Origin of the sequence: Methylocella silvestris (genome assembly GCF_002891535.1) — a bacterium.
GTDB classification, from domain to species: domain Bacteria; phylum Pseudomonadota; class Alphaproteobacteria; order Rhizobiales; family Beijerinckiaceae; genus Methylocapsa; species Methylocapsa silvestris_A.
On sequence record NZ_PDZR01000009.1, the window covers coordinates 38,820 to 54,801 of the forward strand.

Sequence of the window (15,982 nt, forward strand, 5' to 3'; positions counted from 1 at the left end):
GGTTTAATCTTCAGAACGCCCACGGCCCTTCAGCTGCGATCATTCTGTCGAGGAGAGGAGCGCGCGATCCCGTTTGGCGCGCGCTTCATGCGTTGAAGCAAAACCCTGATGAGCGGCGCGCGATCTGCCTGAAGACGCGCCGTTCAGCAGGCGTCGGACAAAAAGCGTAAAGGGATCCTCAAAGGATCCCTTTCGCCATAATCGGGGCGGCAAGCTCCTGGCTGGTCAGCTGACCGTCATGCAAGGCCGAGGCGACCAGCGCGCCATCGACGCCCGCGCGATCCAGAGCGGCAAGATCCTCGGTCCCACGGACGCCGCCAGCGGCATAGACCTTTCTGTCGGATAGGGCCTTCAGGGAGGCGATCCGGCTGAGATCCGGTCCGGCATTGGCGCCGATGCGCCCCAAAGTCATGGCGATGACGCGCGAGGGCCAGATATGTTGCGCCGAAAGCAACGCCTCAGGTCCGATAAATGTTTCGCCGCGGAAATCGAGCGAAAGAATAATCCGCTCTTCATCTTTCAGGATCTCGAGCGTCGCCGAGCTCCCCAATGTTTCCGTTCCGAGCACCAGAGTGGCGCGCTTATGCCGCAGCAGCCAGGATCTCGCCTCGCCCGCGTCCTTCACGCCGGCGTCCACCCAAAAGCCGACCTGAGGAAACGCTTCTTCGAGAGAAAAAAGCACATCCTCATGGTCGCCGCGCGCGTCGATCGCGTTGAGGTCGGCGATATAGATCGTGGCGAAAGGATGCAGGGACAAAAGGCCTGCGACAATATCGGCCGGGCCGCTTGTTGCGGCGAGGCGGCTCTCGATCGGCGCGTAAAACTCGCGACGGCCGAGGCGCGCCCGCACCACCGCGCCATCCTTCAGGTCGATGACGGGAATAACTTCCATACTCAAGCTCCGCTCTTACATTCACGATAAAGTGCAAGCCATCCGCGACTTTTCTAAGATCATCTTAACTTTTTCTCGTTTTTGTATATGTGCGGCGCAATGCAGGACATCATCGGCTGGGACATAGGCGGCGCGCATTTGAAAGCCGCCCGCGCGCAGGACGGCGTCATTACCGCGGCGGCGCAGATCCCCTGCCCGCTCTGGCTCGGCCTCGCCGAGCTCGACCGCGCTTTCGCGCAGGCCTTCCAGGCGGTCGGCCGCGCCGAAATCAATATCGTCACCATGACGGGCGAGCTCTCCGACGCTTTTGCGACGCGCGCCGAAGGCGTCGCAGGCGTGGCGGCGATCGCGCAGCGGCTGCTCGCGCCCGGCCGCGTCCTGCTTTATGCAGCGCGGGCGGGCCTGATCGAGGCTTCCCGGGCGAGCCTCTTTGCCGCCGACATCGGCTCCGTCAATTGGCACGCAAGCGCGGCGCTGACCGGCGCGCGTTTTCGCGACGCCCTCCTCATCGATATGGGATCGACGACGACCGACGTGATTCCTGTCGCGGATCACGTGCCGGCGAGTCTTGGCCGCACGGACGCCGAGCGGCTGGCGCATGGCGAACTCGTCTATACCGGCCTGACGCGGACATTTCTGATGGCCGGACCGAAACGCGTTCCCTTCCGCGGCGGCTGGACGGCCCTGATGAATGAATGGTTTGCCGACATGGCCGACGTCAATCGGGTCCTGCTGCGCTTGCCCGAAGGCGCCGACACAATGGATACGTCGGACGGACGCGACAAAAGCGTCGACGCCTCCTGCGCCAGGCTGGCGCGGATGATCGGCATGGACGCGCCCGATGCGGATGAGGCGGCATGGCGCCGGCTCGCCGGCTTTTTCGCCGAAGCGCAGCTGCGCGAGATCATGGACGCCGCCTGCCTTGTGCTTTCGCGCGGCGACGTCGGCGAGGACGCCCCTGTTGTCGGCGCCGGCGTCGGACGCGCCAGCGTCATGGAGATCGCGCGGCGGCTTGGCCGGAGCTTCGTCGCCTTCGACACGCTGATCGAGGCGACGCCGCAGGCGCTGGAAAAAGCCGCCGATTGCGCGCCGGCGGCGGCGATCGCGCTGATCGCCGCGCGTCAGTTTTCGGCGTAGAACCGGTCGCGCGCCGCGATCAGCCAGGACCACGCCTCGCGCTCGTCCGGCCCCGCCGTCTTCTCAATGGCGATCGAAAGATAGGCGAGCTCGCCGTCGATTTTTTCGCGCGGCAGCATGTTGAGCCGCGTAATTAATACCGCGCCCTCGAGCACGGCGTTTTTGGCGCGGTTCAACCCTTCAAACGGCGCATGCGTTTCGACGCTCGCAACACGGCAGCGGAAGCGCGGGCGTTGAATATGATCCTCGACATCGATCACCGTCAGTTGCGCATGTGCGAGCGCGCCGGCGAGCCGGGGCGGGCGCCCCTCGATCGTTTTCTGCAGCGGCCAGTCGCGCCGCCCCGTGACAAGGCCGGCGAAGACGCGGGCGTCGTCGATGTAGTTGGCGACGGCGAAGGGGACCGCCTTGAGATTGTCAAGGGTCGTTGACGGGCGGAACGGCGCAAGAATCCACCCCTCCCCATCGGCGATCGCGCCGAGCGGGGCGAGATGCGGCGCGCCGGAGACGTTCATCGTGGTAACGACGACTTCGCGGATCATGTTCGTTCCGCCGGCGGAATTAGCGCGCCCGTCATGGCTCCTCCTTGCGCCGCAGCGTGTGTCCGGCCTCGCGTAGCCGGTCGCGCTCCTCTTCCGGCCGGTCCGCGCCGACGCCCCAATCGATCAGATCGTCCTGCGCATAGCGTTTGCCAAGCGCAAAAGCGATCTCGGCCTTGGTGAGTTCGGCGCCAAGATAGAAGGCGTGCGGGCCGTCCGCCTCGACGCCGAGTTTGGGAAATAAGGAGAAAGCGTCTTTCGCTATATGATGACCGTCACGATTGTAGATATGCACGCCGTCGACCGCTGTTGCGATACGGAAATTCTTGTCGCGCACATCGCCGGCAAGCTCGGCGATTTCTTCCGGCGTCGCGGCAAAGGGCGTTTTGTCGTGGAGTTGCAGCAGCGCCGTCCCATAGCCTTTCGGCAGCGAATTATCGGCTCGCGCCGCAAACATCATGCGCCGCACGGCATCATGCTCCTCGATGGTGCGCCTTGTATGCTGGCTGACCTGGACAGTCAGCACATTACGGATATTCAGCTCGGAACAAATGCCGATGAGCGCTCCCGTGAGACCGCCGGAATCAACCTCCGTCAACTCCGTCAGATTGCCCGTGCCCATCATCATCTCGACTTCCGGCAACCGTCGCCGCGTCGCGACATAGCGAGCGATCGAGTCGGCAAAACCAAAATGGATCGGATCCAGAATCGGATCGACGATATAGGCCAGGCCGCGCCGGTCGGCGGCTTCCGCGGCGCGGACCAGCGAGTCGATGTCATGCAGCGGCGAGCCGACGAGAATCGGCGTCGTCCCTGTGTCATCGGCGATGTCGAGAGCGTTTTCGTCGAGGCTCAAAAGGAAGTCCGCGCCGGCCTTTGCGCCGCGCCGCAATTCGTCATGATCGAAGGAATCGACGCTGACGCGAACGCCCGCCGCCTTGAGCGCCTGCACGGCTTCCTCAAGATGGGGAAAGGGCGTGTCCGGCAGGCTGCCAAGATCAATCACATCGGCGCCGGCGCGCCGCAGTTTTTCCGCCCGCGCCAACAGCGCTTCGATCGACAGGGCGGAGGCGTCGACGACCTCGGCGAAGATGCGGATGTCGAACCGCGACAGGTCAGGCGCGAGGCCGCCGCGGCCGAGATAGACGGGAAGATCGCTGATCTCGTCGGGCCCGCGCGTCACAGGAACGCCAAGCTCCTTTGACAGCGCCGCAAGATCGCCGCGAAACCGGCCGGGCAGGATGATCCGATCGGCGTTGAGCGGTCGCGGCAGGCGCCGTAGCAAGATCGCCTCGGTCATCAAGGCCGCAACCTTGACGCCGATATTGACGATATCCCAGTCAAACGGCGTCGCCCCCAGCGAGCGCATCATCCGCTCAAGGCGCGGATAGGCGAGATGGCCGGTGACGAACAAAAAGCGTTCGCTCATGGCGGGGCGCCCCCGGCGCCGCCGGACGAAAGGGCGCGCGCGCTCATGCGGCGGCCGGTCCGGCGCTGATCGCTTCGCAAGTGATCCTCACGCCGGGCGTCACGCCGCTCGAAAAATTCTTGCGCGCGCCCGGAAGCGCTTGCGGTCCCGCGATAAAGACGCAAGCCCGGCTTTGCGCCGCGAAATGGGGAAACAGCGGATCGACGACGCCGTCTTCCGCAAGCCCGCGCGCGGACGCCAGCGCCCCGACATCGCGGGATTTGATGAGCAGAATTTCGCGCGCCGCCAGCTCTCCGGCGAGCCAGGCCGCAAGCGAATCCGAGGTCATGTCCCAGGATGGCGGAATCTCGGCCGCCGCCAGCACCATGGTCGAGGGCAGCCAGACCGGAATGCGATTTCTGGCCAGCGCCGCCGCTATGTCGTCCCGCGTCGCGGCAAGCGCGAAGCGATCCTGCCGCGCGGCGACGATGATTGCGTATTGCTCCATCGCCAGCAGCGCCAGCCGATGCGCCGTCGCCTCATCAAAGCCCATGCCCTTCTGCGCGGCCCGGACAGCGCCGGCGAAGGGTCCCCCGCCTGTGACGAGGATGAGACGCCGCGTCGAGGCGCAGAGCGCCGCCAGCCAGGCGTCGCGCTGAGGCGAGCCCGCAAGGCTCCCGCCGAGCTTGGCGACGATCGGGCTCAATGGCTCCTCGGGCTCCTTGTTTTCTTCAGCTTCGCCGCCGCGGTATCGACCACGGGCGTTCCAAACAGGCCCTCGAAGGCCGCAGCCTCCTTGGCGCGCTCGCGTTTGATCTCGACGCCGACGGAACCGCGAATGACGTCGAGCTTTTCGGCGCGGACGCGGACGCTGATGACGCTTGGATGGACCAGCACGGACTCGGCGATCTCCCGCACCAGCGTTTCGACCAGTTCGATATGGCCACGGCCGGTGATTATCTTGATCGCGTCGACGATGAGGTCATAGGAGAAAATGTCGCGCATATCGTCGGAATGCAGACGCGCGCGGGCGACGTCGACGTCGATGTTGAAGCGAACGTCCTGCTTCCTGGCGCGCTCATATTCATAGGCGCCGATGAAGCAGGGCATGATGAGATCATGCACGAAAATCAGATCCGTCTCGGTCACCTCATTGACCGGAACATAGCCGCGGCCGAGCAGGCGCCAATCGACGTCCGCCGCGCCGGCGCCAGAGCCGTTCTCCGCCACATGCGGGATCAGATCGCGGATCATCGCGACAGCGGCGAGATCGAGCGCGCCACCGCGATCGCCGCCCTTGCAGAGACTGCCGCGAAAGCCGAGATAATCCGGCCGCAGCGGCAAGAGGCGCGGAACATCCGGCGCCTCGAGCGAGCCGGCGAGCCCACAGATCAGCCCAAGCTCGCGGCAGCGATCGACGAAAACCGCTAGCGCCGCCACATCCATATGGTCGAGCAGGCGCCCGGCGCCTTTCTCGAAAGTGTCGAGCATGGCGCCTTTGAACCCGCGCTCGGCCATTATGTTCAAAAGATCCAGATCTGGATTTTGATCGGCGAAGAGGACGCCGATGAGCCCGGCGTTTTCCTTGTACGCGCCGAGCGCGTCGACGATCGCCGCGCCGCCGGCCGCAAGGCCAATCTTGACGAAATCGACGCCAGTCGCCGCCAGCGCGCAAGCCGCCTCGAGCGCATCGGCCGGCGCGGCAAATCGGTCGCCGGCCGCCGCGCTGGTCTTCTTGCGCCCGGCCACCGTCGCGACGATGGCGGCGACGAGCCTCGCCGGAAGCGCGCCAAGGGCGCCGCGCGCCGGATCCTTGAGGTCGATCATATCGACGGCGCTCGCCAGCGCCGTCCCAGCCTCGGCTTCATTGATCACGCTCGCGAGCATTGCTGTCATCGAAAAACCTTTCCGGCCGAAGCGTCGCGCCCGCAATGCGCTTCAACGCCGCCGCCGGAGAACGGTCGGAGCGCCCAAACGATCAAACAAGTCCGTTTCAAGGCATAAACCGCTTCGCGCTGTCTACCGAATTTTTTTGAGCGCGCAGCAAGTTTTGCCAGGAGACGCCCTTCTGCCCCCTTTGGAGAGGCTGGAAACCGCATCGCGCCTTACGTCGCGAGCTGGCGGTCGGCGCCGCGGCGGGCGTAGCCAAGAAAATTCCGCAACAGGCGGTGGCCGTCCTGCGTCAGGATCGATTCCGGGTGGAATTGAACGCCATAGGTCGGATGCGCGCGGTGCTGCAGGGCCATGATCTCGCCCTCATCGGACCAGGCGGTCGCCTCGAGCGGCGTTTGCGCGCCGTCCAGCTCGACAATCAGCGAATGATAGCGCCCGACGAGGAGCGGCTGCGGCAGCCCGGCCAGCACGCCGGCGCCGGTGTGGCGGACGGCGCTCGCCTCGCCGTGCATCGGACGCCGCGCCCGGGTCACCTGCCCGCCAAACACCTGCCCGATCGCCTGATGGCCGAGGCAGATCCCAAGGATCGGCACGCGTCCGGACCATTCGCGGATGAGATCCATTGACATGCCGGCTTCGTTCGGAGTGCAGGGACCCGGCGAAATCACGATCGCCTCCGGCGCTTCGGCCGGCAGCGGCGCGTCATTGCGGATGACGACCGGCGTCTCGCCAAGTTCACGCAGATAGCCGGCGACGGTGTGGACAAAGGAATCGTAATTGTCGACGACGAGGATCATTGCGCGAATTCGCTGGAGCCGAAGGCCTCGAAAATGCGCCGCGCCTTGTCCAGCGTCTCGACATATTCGGAAGCGGGGTCCGACGCCGTGACGATGCCCCCGCCCGCCTGGACGACACAGACGCCGGCGCGAAAGCTCGCGGTGCGGATGACGATATTGAGGTCCATCATGCCATTGAAGCCAATATAGCCGATCGCGCCGCAATAGGGGCCCCGCGCATGGCCCTCGAGCTCGGTGATGATCTCCATCGCGCGCAATTTCGGCGCGCCAGTGATCGAGCCGCCGGGAAAGGAGGCGGCGAGGAGATCGACCGGCCCAAATCCCTCCGCGAGCCGGCCGGTCACCGTCGAGACGAGATGATGCACCGTCGCATAGGATTCGAGCGCGCAAAGCTGCGGCGCCTTGACCGACCCCGGCGCGCAGACCTTCGACAGATCATTGCGCAAAAGGTCGACGATCATGACGTTCTCGGCGCGGTCCTTGCGGCTTTCGCTCAGGGCCTTGCCCTGCAGCATGTCGACCAGCGGATCGGCGAAACGCGGGCGTGTGCCCTTGATCGGGCGGCTCTCGACAAGGTCGCCGTCGACGCGCAGGAAACGCTCCGGCGAAGCAGAGGCGATGATAAAGCCGCCATGGTCGAGATAAGAGGCGAAAGGCGCCGGATTGACCCGGCGAAGGCGCCGGTAGAAGCCGAAATGATCGAAATCCGGCGGCGTCCGCGCCTCGAAGCGCTGCGCCAGATTGGCCTGAAAAATATCGCCGGCGAGAATGCGCTCGATCACCTCGGCGACCGCCGCCTCATAGGAGGCGCGCGTGAAATTGCTGGTCCAGCCGGCGAGCGAGATTGTTCCGCTGGAGGGCGGCGCGCCTTGCGCGATCAAGCCGGCAAATTGCTCCGCCCGCGTGACGGCGCGCTCGCGCTGCGCCGCGGGCTCCGTTTCGGGCAGGCCGGTCGAGATGATCCAGGCGCGCCGCTGGATCAGGTCGAAGGCGACGACGACGTCATAAAGGCCAAGCGACAGATCTGGAAAAGCGAGATCGTCGGCGGCAGGCTCTGGCAGGCGCTCGAGGCTGGCGCCGAGATCGTAGGAAAAAAGCCCGGCCGCTCCGCCCTGAAACGGCGGCAGGCCCGGCGCAAGCGGCGTGTGAAATCTTGCGAGCTCCATCTTGAGGCGCTGGACCCAGCTGGCGTCCTGCGCCTTGCCCTCGATGCGCTCGAACGGGTCGGCCGCGACAAAACTGTAGCGCCCGAGCGCATCCTCAGGCATCGCGCTGTCGAGAAAGGTCAGGAACGGCAACCGGCTCAGCGCGGCGGCGGTCTCGACCGGGTCCGTGAAATCAATTTCGATAACATGCATGACAGCGCCCAAAGACCTCCGATCGGCCGCAGCGCCCGCCGATCTCGGCCGCGCGTGAAACGGCCCCGCCGGCCGTCTTCTTAGATCGGACGAAGCGCGGCCCTGCGCAAGCAGCCGCGAAGGCGGGCATGCCTATCGGATGCCGAACAATCCTCGATCCATACAGGCGGGCGGCTCAGCTCTGCTGTTTCGGCTCGACCGGCTTCGGCGCGGGCGATTTGGGCTCGCCCTCTGGCTTTGGACCGTCTTTCGGCGCCGGCGCAGGAGCGGACGGCGGCTCGACAGGCTTCGGCCGCCCCTTGTAGGCGTAAAGCGCGGCCGGGCCAAAGGGCGCGCGGCGGGGGCCTCCCGCGTGAGCTTGATGCAGCATGGCTCGTTCTCCCGGCGCTCCGTTCGCTCGCCAAAAAGCGCAGGATCGCGCATCTCGAGAGAACATTTCGAAGCGCCATATGCCTATTCCGGCTGAAGGCGTCAACTCGCGACGCGCCCCGCAGCCGCGCCCCGCCGCGATTTCGCGGTCGAATTTGGCGGGCGATCGTCTTGCGCCGCCTATACGACTAACGTAGGATTCTAGCCGTCCTGCCGCGAGACTCCTTAACGATAGCGCGGCCGGATTCGTTCGCCTTCCCGCCATTCAAGCCCTCAGAGTCATGACGCCGACATCGCCCAAGCAGCCTCGCGCGGCCGACACCGTGATCGATTTTGCTTTGTCCAAGCAGATCAGGGACGCCGGTCCCTTTTTGAGGCGGGCCAGGCTGAACCATCGGTCCGGGGCGACAGCCTTCGAAAATAGCGCTGCCGTCGCCGCGCAAACCGCCGCTGCGCGTGGAGCGCCAGGATTTTCTAATTCCGCCGCAGCGGAAAATGTTTTACGGGGAAGGCCCGTCGACTGGCGGTTTCGGCGCCCACGCGCCAGCGGCATCTGGAGAAAGAACCTATGGCCGACGCGCTGATCGATGGGAAACCCGCTTCGCTCGAGGCGGCCGCCGCGCGTGCGGCGCAGATTCTGGTAGAGGCGAGACTGCCCCTCGTCGCCGGGCTCGGCGCGGACGTCGCCGGGACCAGCGCCGCCATTTTGCTAGCGGAGCGTCTTCGCGGCGCCTATGACCATATGCGTTCGGACGAGATTTTCACCGACCTCGACGTGGTGCGTCAGGCGGGCGCGATGGTCACGACCCCGAGCGTCGCGCGCCTGCGCGCCGACGTTCTCGTTTTCATCGGCGATGATCTGACGGAGATCTGGCCGGAACTCATCGACCGTCTTGCTCCCGCCGAAATCCCGCCCTTCGATCTTGAGAAATCGGCGCGCCAGCTGGTCTGGATCGCGCCGCCAAAAGGCGCCGCGATCGAGGGCGTCAGCATCAAACGGATCGAGACCGCCAATATTGCCGTGACGCTCGCCGCCCTGCGCGCCCGCGTCGCCGGCAAGCCGGTCGCCCTCGCCGGCGAGGCGCTCGAAGAGCTCGACGCGGTCGCGGCCATTTTGAACAAGGCGCGCTTCGGCGTCTTCGTCTGGGGTCCGCGCCGGCTCGACCGGCTTTGCGTCGAAATGGCGACCGGCCTCATCATCGACCTCAACAAGACGACGCGGTTTACAGGCCTGCCGTTAGGGACGAGCGACAACGCCGCCGGCGTGACGCAGACCTCGGGCTGGAGCACCGGCTTTCCGACGCGCACCTCATTCGGGCGCGGCTATCCCGAGCATGACACCTGGCGCTTCGACGCGGTTCGGCTGATCGAAAGCGGCGAGGCCGACGCCGCGCTGTGGATCTCGGCCTATAGTCCGTCCGCGCCGCAATGGACGCGCGAGGTTCCGCTGATCGCGCTCGTTCCAAAGGAGACAAGCTTTGCGCGCGAGCCCGCGGTGCGCATCGACATCGGCCGACCCGGCGTCGATCATGACGGCGCCGATTTTTCGCGCGAGGTCAGCGCTCTGGTCGCCCGGGAGGCGACCAGGCGCAGCGACGCGCCCAGCACCGCATCGTTCCTGAAAAGCATAGCTGAACAGATCGCACGCAACGCCGGACAGAGTGGAGAAGGCGCCTGATGCTCACACTTTTGAAAGGCGGCCGGGTCATCGATCCCTACAACGGGCGCGACGAGATCGGCGACGTCTGGATCGAGGACGGCCATATCGTCGCCCCGCCAAGGGGCAGACAGGCTGACGCGACGCATGACGTCGCCGGCAAGATCGTCATGGCCGGGGCGATCGACATTCATTCCCATATCGCCGGCGGCAATGTGAATACCGCGCGGCTGCTGTTGCCGGAGCTGCATCGCGCCCGCGCGGCGCCGATGCTGCCGCTCGGAACCGCGAAATGGTCGACCTATGAGACTGGGACGATCTATGCGGGAATGGGCTTCACCACAGTGGTCGAGCCGGCCGTCGCGCCGCATCAGGCGCTGCAGGCGCATCTCGAATTGTCGGATATCCCGATCATCGACAAGGCGACTCTAACGATCCTCGGCAATGATGATTTTCTGCTGAGCCTTCTCCGTGACGGCGAGAGTCCCGCGGCGGTGGCCGACTATGTCGCCGCGACTCTGACCGCGACCAATAGCCTCGGCCTCAAATGCATCAACCCCGGCGGCGCCGAGGCGTTCAAGTTCAACGCCCGCACCTTCGGCCTCGACGATGTCGTGCCCTTCTATGGCCTCTCATCGCGCCAGATCATGCAGGCGCTGCAACAAGCGCTGGTCGATCTCAAGGTTCCGCATCCGCTGCATCTTCACACCAACAATCTCGGCGTGCCGGGCAATGTCGGAACAGCGATCGCGACGATCGAGGCCGCGCGCGGCATGCCGCTGCACCTCGCCCATATGCAGTTCTATGGCTATGGCTCGGAGGGCGAGCTTGGTTTCTCCTCGGCCGCCTCAACCTTGGCCGCGGCCGTGAACGCTACGCCGAATGTGACGATCGACATCGGCCAGGTGATGTTCGGGCAGACCGTGACAATCTCGTCCGACGTGCTGCGCCAGTTTAGCGCGACCGGCAGCGCCAAACCGAAAAAATCGGTGATCTTCGACGGCGACGCCAATGGCGGCGGCATCGTGCCCTACCTCTACCGCGAGGGCGATTTCGTCAACGCCATCCAATGGGCCTGCGGCCTCGAACTTTTCCTGCTGATTACCGACGCCAACCGCATCTTCTTCACGACAGACCACCCGAATGGCGCCCCCTTCACCACCTATCCGGACATTTTCGCTCTGTTGATGAGCCGCGACAAGCGCGCTGAGGTGTTGTCGCGCGTGCCGCAGGGCGCGGTGGCCTTGACCTCGCTGCCCTCCATCACGCGCGAATATGATTTCAACGACATCGCCAAAATGACGAGAGCCGCGCCGGCAAAGCTGTTCGGCTTCAAGGATCGCGGCCAGCTTGGCGAGGGCGCCATAGCCGACGTCGCCGTCTACAGCCCGGGCGAAGACATCGCCAAGATGTTCCGCCGCGCCCATCTCGTCTTCAAGGACGGCGATCTCGTCGTGCGCGACGGGCAGATCAGCCATTATCGCTGGGGCAAGGCGCTCAAGGTTCGGCCTGAGTATGACAAGGCGATCAACAAGCGCCTTGCTTCCTATTACGAGCATCATTACGGCGTCTCGCACAATATGTTCGCGGTGCCGGAGCATATTCTGCCGCGCAACAATCCGTTCAAGGAGGTCGCATGCGCGCTATGATCGCCAATGGCGTCCGCATCGACGAATCCTTCGCCGAAGCGTTCCCGATGCGCGGAACCGCGATCATCATCACCGCGCCCAATCTGAAATGGGCGCGACAGGCCGCAGTGACGATGACCGGCTTCGCCACCTCGGTCATCGGCTGCAAGGTCGAGGCGGGTCTTGACCGTGACGTGCCCGAGAGCGAAACGCCGGACGGACGGCCCGGCGTCCGCGTCCTCATGTTTTCCATGTCGACCGACATGCTGCAGACGCAGCTTGTGACGCGCGCGGGTCAATGCGTGCTGACCTCGCCGGGGTCGGCCTGCTTTAACGACCTCGACGCTCCCGACCGTATGCCGATCGGCGACCAGCTGCGCTATTTCGGCGACGGCTGGCAGATCTCGAAGAAATTTCTCGGCCGCCATTTCTGGCGTGTGCCGGTGATGGACGGCGAATTCCTGTGCGAAGCGACCGTCGGCCTCACCAAGAAGGCGGTCGGCGGCGGCAATCTTCTCATCATGGGAGCGAATTTCGCGACCACCATGAATGCGTGCGAACACGCCATCGAGGCCATGAATGCGGTCGATGGCGCGATCATGCCCTTTCCGGGCGGCGTCGTGCGCTCGGGATCGAAGGTCGGCTCCAAATATGCCGGCGTCCCGGCCTCGACCAATGACGCCTATTGTCCGACCCTGCGCGGCATCGCCAAGAGCGCGCTTGAGGAAGACATCGGCTGCGTGCTCGAAATCGTCATCGACGGCCTCGACGAGAAAGCGGTCGCGGAGGCGATGCGCGCGGGCCTTGCGGCCATTGTCAAGCTCGGGCCCAAGGATGGCGCGCTGCGCGTAGGCGCCGGCAACTACGGCGGCAAGCTCGGCCCGTTCCACTTCCATTTGAAGGATCTGCTGCCGTGACCCTCGTTCTCGAGCTCAAACAGGAGCCGGATCAGCGGCTCGATCTCGCCCCGCTCGTCCCGCATCTCCTTCAAGGCAAGTCGGCGGCCGAGATTGCGGCGATCCAGCTGCAGACCACGCGCGAAAACTGCGCCGTCGGCGACATATTCGACGTGAAGCTCGACGGCGCCTTCGACAAGATTCATTTCAAGGGCGGCTCATCGCGCCTCGACCATCTTGGCGCAGGGCTGAAGGATGGCGAGATCACGCTCGAAGGCGATTGCGGCCACGCCGCCGGGCGCGCCATGAGTGGCGGAAGCCTCGTCATTTCCGGCAGCGCGGGCCCTTTCGCGGGCTCTGCGCTGTCTGGCGGGGTCATGGAGATCAAAGGCGAGGCCGGCGATTTTCTGGGCGGTCCGCTCGACGGCGAAATCGAAGGCATGAGCGGCGGGCTGCTGATCGTACGCGGCTCGGCCGGCGCACGCGCTGGCGACCGCCTGAGGCGCGGCACGATCGTCATCGAAGGCTCGGCCGGCGATTATGTGGCGAGCCGCTTCATCGCCGGCACGCTCATCGCCGTAAAGGGCGCTGGAGCTTTGCCGGGCTATCTGCTGCGGCGCGGAACCATCATCCTCGGCGCCACGCCGGAGCTTGCGCCGACCTATATCGATTGCGGCGCCTATAACCTTGCTTTCGCCGGCCTGTTCGGGCGGTTCCTCAGGCCCTACAGCAAGCCGGCGGCAGAGCTCCTCGCCAAGCGACTGAACCGCTTCGCCGGGGACACTTCAGTGCTTGGCAAGGGCGAAATTTTCTTCCCTGGCTGATGGCGCCCGATCAGGCTCGGATCGGCGCGCTTATTCCCCGCAGGATGTGGAGAAGGCTGGCCCGCGTCGGCGTGCTGAGGTGATCGTGGAAAGTAATCGAAACCTGATCGCCGCTGCGCCGTGACGACAAGCGGGCGAGGAGCGCCTCCGCCTGAAGCTCGTTGAGGCTACGAAAGATTTCCTCCAATCGTTTCACGCGGCCGCCAAATCCCGCGACATCGGCGGGGTCATAGCGCTTTGCCAGAACCGGCAGCAACAAGGCGTCGACCGGAGCGACCGCGATGATTGTCGGGTTGGGCGGCCGATCGGGCAGATAGAAAAAGTCCACCTTGAGTTCGGCGAGCGTCATCTTGGTCAGTCTTGGAGATGCGCCCCCGTGAATGATCCGGGCGATGTAGGGATATAATTCGTCCGACTTTTTCCTGCCGCGCTTGTGCCAGGTTTCAACAATGGACGCCTGCTGCTCTGCATTATAGTCGTCCCACGCCTTGCCGGGCGTGAAATCATAGCCGCCAAGCGTGCTGGCCCAGAGGCTGCTCGCCTTCACGGTGTAGCCATAATAATACTGCCAGACATGCGCCATCTCATGGATCAGGAGATCCGAGACATTGCCGTCATAGGGAGTCCATTGCGTTGTTGTGAGGTCGACGCTCGCATAATCGCCAAGGTTCAGCTCATAGAGCATGTCTGGCAGCATGTCTGGCGACATACCCGATCCCCAATCCGTCCAGGGACGGTCGCCGACGCCAAGGCCATCGCCAATTCCGATATATTTATAAGGCGGCAACGAGCCTTTGTAGACTTGTTCGCACAGGACCTTTTCTTTGTCGCTCAACGACCTGTAAAATGTCGGTCTCCGCATTCCGGCCCCCGGTCCAAACTTCGTCCCGGCCGCAGATGGCGAAGCGGGCCGGAGCAACCGGCTGCATTGTTCCGGCTCGAGCGCTTTGCGGTCTGTGTGAAAGCGCTCTTGCCCGATCGTTCATGACCTCCCGCCGCCGGATTCTGATGGCGGCGCATGTTTGCGCATGCGCCGCCATGTTTCGGCGATCAGGGACAGGGCGCCGCATATTTGGCCGTAACGGCGATGTTGAGCGGCGCGCTGCCATCGGCGGGTTTGATGTTGGTCAGCTGAATGGCGATCGACGGCGAATAGACGCTTCTTTTCAAGGGAACGATGAGGACATTGGACCAGGCGCGCGGCGCGCCTGACACAAAACCGCCGGTCGCAACAGCATCGGCCGAGAGAACGGCCCTGTCGAAATTGATGATGAGATTGGCGTCTCCGCTCGCCGAGAAACCACAACTCGACGTGTAGCTCGGAGTAGCGGGCGCGCCGCCGGTAACGGTGGTGACGGCCGAATCGGCGCCGTCCCGGCTGGTCGCGTCGGCGTTGGGGCGAATTAACGGAATCAGCGATTGAAACGTCGCCGCGGCGGATTCAGCGGGTAGCGTTCCAGTCGTCGCGTAGCCGTTCCAGAGGTTGGCTATTTTTTGACTTGGCAGCCAGATATAGGAGCGCGGATCCTTGTAGGAGCTTTTTGGAGCGATGACCACATTGACCATATGCTCGTCATTGCCCCAGGGTTTGGTGTTCGTGTTTTTCACAACATCATAGGCGGCCCGCCAGGCGCTCGTATTGGTCCGCCAGTCCGGCGCCAGCGCGGGCGCGGTGGTCGGGGCCGCCGCAGGCAAGGCGCGATTCAAGATATCGTCCATCCACATGCGCGTGAAGCGTGAGGTGATCTTGTGCTGCCAGCCATAGTTGGATCCGCCGTGCCAATCGCCCGGCTGACTGACGACTGTGATCGGCCGGCCTTGCGCCGCCAGAGCGCGCGCAAAGGCGTCGTGAGTCATCGGCGGCGTCATATCCTCGACATTGGTTAAAAGGCCGCCGAAGTAATCGCCGGGATCCGATAAAAAGAGATGGGGAACCCATGCCGGCGGCAGATAGGCGCCGAAATCCAGCTCATCGAATGTCGCGACGGCAAGGACCCGCTGCGGCGCCTTCGTCGGATCCGAATTCGAGAGAAGAGGGCTTGACGCCGTGATCGCCGCGCCCGCGGCCCCCGCCGAGAAGCCGATCAGCACGACGTTCAGATTTTTGATTTCGGGATGGTCGGGAAAGGTTTTGGAGCCAGCGGTCAAAACGTCCAGAACGCGCTGCGCGCTCTCGTCGGGGTAGGGCCAGTCGAGATTGACATCGATCAGCATGGCGTTGGTGTGCCGCGCCAGGGTCACCATTTCACGATCGTCGTCAGGCAGGGTGCTCGACATATTGTTGATAATCGCCACCCGCACGGGCTGCGACACATCATAGATATAGGCAGGCCTCCCATTGAGGCGCCCGCTCCAGGAGGCGGCATGCGCCTGTGCGGAAAGGCCAAGTATTCCCGCAAAAATTGTACTTGCAAGAAGTCGATTGAAAACTTTGTTAGCCATCGGCGCCCTCCAGCTATCGCTCTGAAAGAGAAATACAGCCGAGCTATCGCTCGGTAAGAGACTTACAGCTTGGTGTTAAATTACGAATAATAAAACATAACATTATTCACAATTGTTATCATTTGGGATATAATTCCGTGAA

Annotated in this window: 15 protein-coding genes; 5 read left to right on the forward strand and 10 right to left on the reverse strand. The window is 64.1% G+C overall.

What is annotated here, in order from left to right:
* Positions 1-178: 178 nt before the first annotated feature.
* Positions 179-892: a HisA/HisF-related TIM barrel protein gene (locus tag CR492_RS09685; RefSeq protein WP_102843549.1), complete on the reverse strand. Its 714-nt coding sequence runs from the start codon at positions 890-892 to the stop codon at positions 179-181.
* 99 nt (positions 893-991) lie between these two features.
* Here CR492_RS09685 and CR492_RS09690 point away from each other — a divergent pair, with 99 nt between their 5' ends.
* Positions 992-2,029 (forward strand): hydantoinase/oxoprolinase family protein, encoded by a 1,038-nt coding sequence (locus CR492_RS09690; RefSeq protein ID WP_102843550.1) that lies wholly within the window; start codon positions 992-994, stop codon positions 2,027-2,029.
* Here CR492_RS09690 and CR492_RS09695 read toward each other — a convergent pair.
* The 7 genes from CR492_RS09695 to CR492_RS09725 all read right to left on the reverse strand — a co-directional run bounded on the left by CR492_RS09695 (position 2,014) and on the right by CR492_RS09725 (position 8,394).
* Positions 2,014-2,571, reverse strand: coding sequence for a DUF447 domain-containing protein (locus CR492_RS09695; RefSeq protein ID WP_102843551.1), 558 nt, complete (start codon positions 2,569-2,571; stop codon positions 2,014-2,016). The two genes, CR492_RS09690 and CR492_RS09695, sit on opposite strands and share 16 nt — an antisense overlap.
* 31 nt (positions 2,572-2,602) lie before the next feature.
* Positions 2,603-3,997: a DUF6513 domain-containing protein gene (locus CR492_RS09700; protein WP_102843552.1), complete on the reverse strand. Its 1,395-nt coding sequence runs from the start codon at positions 3,995-3,997 to the stop codon at positions 2,603-2,605.
* Positions 3,998-4,040: 43 nt separating this feature from the next.
* Complete coding sequence (locus CR492_RS09705) at positions 4,041-4,682, reverse strand: uridylate kinase (RefSeq protein ID WP_102843553.1); 642 nt, start codon at positions 4,680-4,682, stop codon at positions 4,041-4,043.
* Complete coding sequence (locus CR492_RS09710; RefSeq protein ID WP_102843626.1) at positions 4,679-5,872, reverse strand: (5-formylfuran-3-yl)methyl phosphate synthase; 1,194 nt, start codon at positions 5,870-5,872, stop codon at positions 4,679-4,681. The genes CR492_RS09705 and CR492_RS09710 overlap by 4 nt, the downstream gene beginning before the upstream one ends.
* Before the next feature lie 209 nt (positions 5,873-6,081).
* A complete protein-coding gene (locus CR492_RS09715) occupies positions 6,082-6,666 on the reverse strand; it encodes an anthranilate synthase component II (protein ID WP_102843554.1) in 585 nt (194 codons plus the stop codon).
* Positions 6,663-8,024, reverse strand: a complete 1,362-nt coding sequence (gene pabB, locus CR492_RS09720; protein ID WP_102843627.1) for an aminodeoxychorismate synthase component I — start codon at positions 8,022-8,024, stop codon at positions 6,663-6,665. Before pabB ends, CR492_RS09715 begins: the two co-directional genes overlap by 4 nt.
* Positions 8,025-8,199: 175 nt before the next feature.
* On the reverse strand, positions 8,200-8,394 hold the full coding sequence (locus CR492_RS09725; RefSeq protein WP_102843555.1) for a hypothetical protein: 195 nt from the start codon (positions 8,392-8,394) through the stop codon (positions 8,200-8,202).
* A gap of 567 nt (positions 8,395-8,961) precedes the next feature.
* On the opposite strand from CR492_RS09725, the gene CR492_RS09735 reads away from it, so the two are divergent.
* From CR492_RS09735 to CR492_RS09750, 4 genes are read left to right on the forward strand one after another with little or no spacing between them, the layout of a single operon-like run.
* Complete coding sequence (locus tag CR492_RS09735) at positions 8,962-10,071, forward strand: tungsten formylmethanofuran dehydrogenase (RefSeq protein WP_102843557.1); 1,110 nt, start codon at positions 8,962-8,964, stop codon at positions 10,069-10,071.
* Positions 10,071-11,699, forward strand: coding sequence for a formylmethanofuran dehydrogenase subunit A (locus CR492_RS09740; RefSeq protein WP_102843558.1), 1,629 nt, complete (start codon positions 10,071-10,073; stop codon positions 11,697-11,699). The genes CR492_RS09735 and CR492_RS09740 overlap by 1 nt, the downstream gene beginning before the upstream one ends.
* Positions 11,687-12,595: a formylmethanofuran--tetrahydromethanopterin N-formyltransferase gene (fhcD, locus tag CR492_RS09745; RefSeq protein ID WP_102843559.1), complete on the forward strand. Its 909-nt coding sequence runs from the start codon at positions 11,687-11,689 to the stop codon at positions 12,593-12,595. The genes CR492_RS09740 and fhcD overlap by 13 nt, the downstream gene beginning before the upstream one ends.
* Positions 12,592-13,398, forward strand: coding sequence for a formylmethanofuran dehydrogenase subunit C (locus tag CR492_RS09750; protein ID WP_102843560.1), 807 nt, complete (start codon positions 12,592-12,594; stop codon positions 13,396-13,398). The genes fhcD and CR492_RS09750 overlap by 4 nt, the downstream gene beginning before the upstream one ends.
* A gap of 10 nt (positions 13,399-13,408) precedes the next feature.
* On the opposite strand, the gene CR492_RS09755 is transcribed toward CR492_RS09750, so the two are convergent.
* Both CR492_RS09755 and CR492_RS09760 read right to left on the reverse strand, forming a co-directional pair.
* On the reverse strand, positions 13,409-14,233 hold the full coding sequence (locus CR492_RS09755) for a hypothetical protein (protein WP_102843561.1): 825 nt from the start codon (positions 14,231-14,233) through the stop codon (positions 13,409-13,411).
* A gap of 215 nt (positions 14,234-14,448) precedes the next feature.
* The gene (locus CR492_RS09760) at positions 14,449-15,840 is read right to left on the reverse strand and encodes a hypothetical protein (RefSeq protein WP_102843562.1); all 1,392 of its coding nucleotides are present in this window, start codon (positions 15,838-15,840) and stop codon (positions 14,449-14,451) included.
* Positions 15,841-15,982: the final 142 nt, after the last annotated feature.

Coding starts and splice junctions, on each gene's coding strand:
- CR492_RS09715 (WP_102843554.1), bottom strand. CDS start 6,666: ATGATCCTCGTCGTCGACAATTACGATTCCTTTGTCCACACCGTCGCC.
- CR492_RS09760 (WP_102843562.1), bottom strand. CDS start 15,840: ATGGCTAACAAAGTTTTCAATCGACTTCTTGCAAGTACAATTTTTGCG.
- CR492_RS09725 (WP_102843555.1), bottom strand. CDS start 8,394: ATGCTGCATCAAGCTCACGCGGGAGGCCCCCGCCGCGCGCCCTTTGGC.
- CR492_RS09685 (WP_102843549.1), bottom strand. CDS start 892: ATGGAAGTTATTCCCGTCATCGACCTGAAGGATGGCGCGGTGGTGCGG.
- CR492_RS09740 (WP_102843558.1), top strand. CDS start 10,071: ATGCTCACACTTTTGAAAGGCGGCCGGGTCATCGATCCCTACAACGGG.
- CR492_RS09690 (WP_102843550.1), top strand. CDS start 992: ATGCAGGACATCATCGGCTGGGACATAGGCGGCGCGCATTTGAAAGCC.
- CR492_RS09710 (WP_102843626.1), bottom strand. CDS start 5,872: ATGACAGCAATGCTCGCGAGCGTGATCAATGAAGCCGAGGCTGGGACG.
- pabB (WP_102843627.1), bottom strand. CDS start 8,024: ATGCATGTTATCGAAATTGATTTCACGGACCCGGTCGAGACCGCCGCC.
- CR492_RS09695 (WP_102843551.1), bottom strand. CDS start 2,571: ATGATCCGCGAAGTCGTCGTTACCACGATGAACGTCTCCGGCGCGCCG.
- CR492_RS09735 (WP_102843557.1), top strand. CDS start 8,962: ATGGCCGACGCGCTGATCGATGGGAAACCCGCTTCGCTCGAGGCGGCC.
- fhcD (WP_102843559.1), top strand. CDS start 11,687: ATGCGCGCTATGATCGCCAATGGCGTCCGCATCGACGAATCCTTCGCC.
- CR492_RS09700 (WP_102843552.1), bottom strand. CDS start 3,997: ATGAGCGAACGCTTTTTGTTCGTCACCGGCCATCTCGCCTATCCGCGC.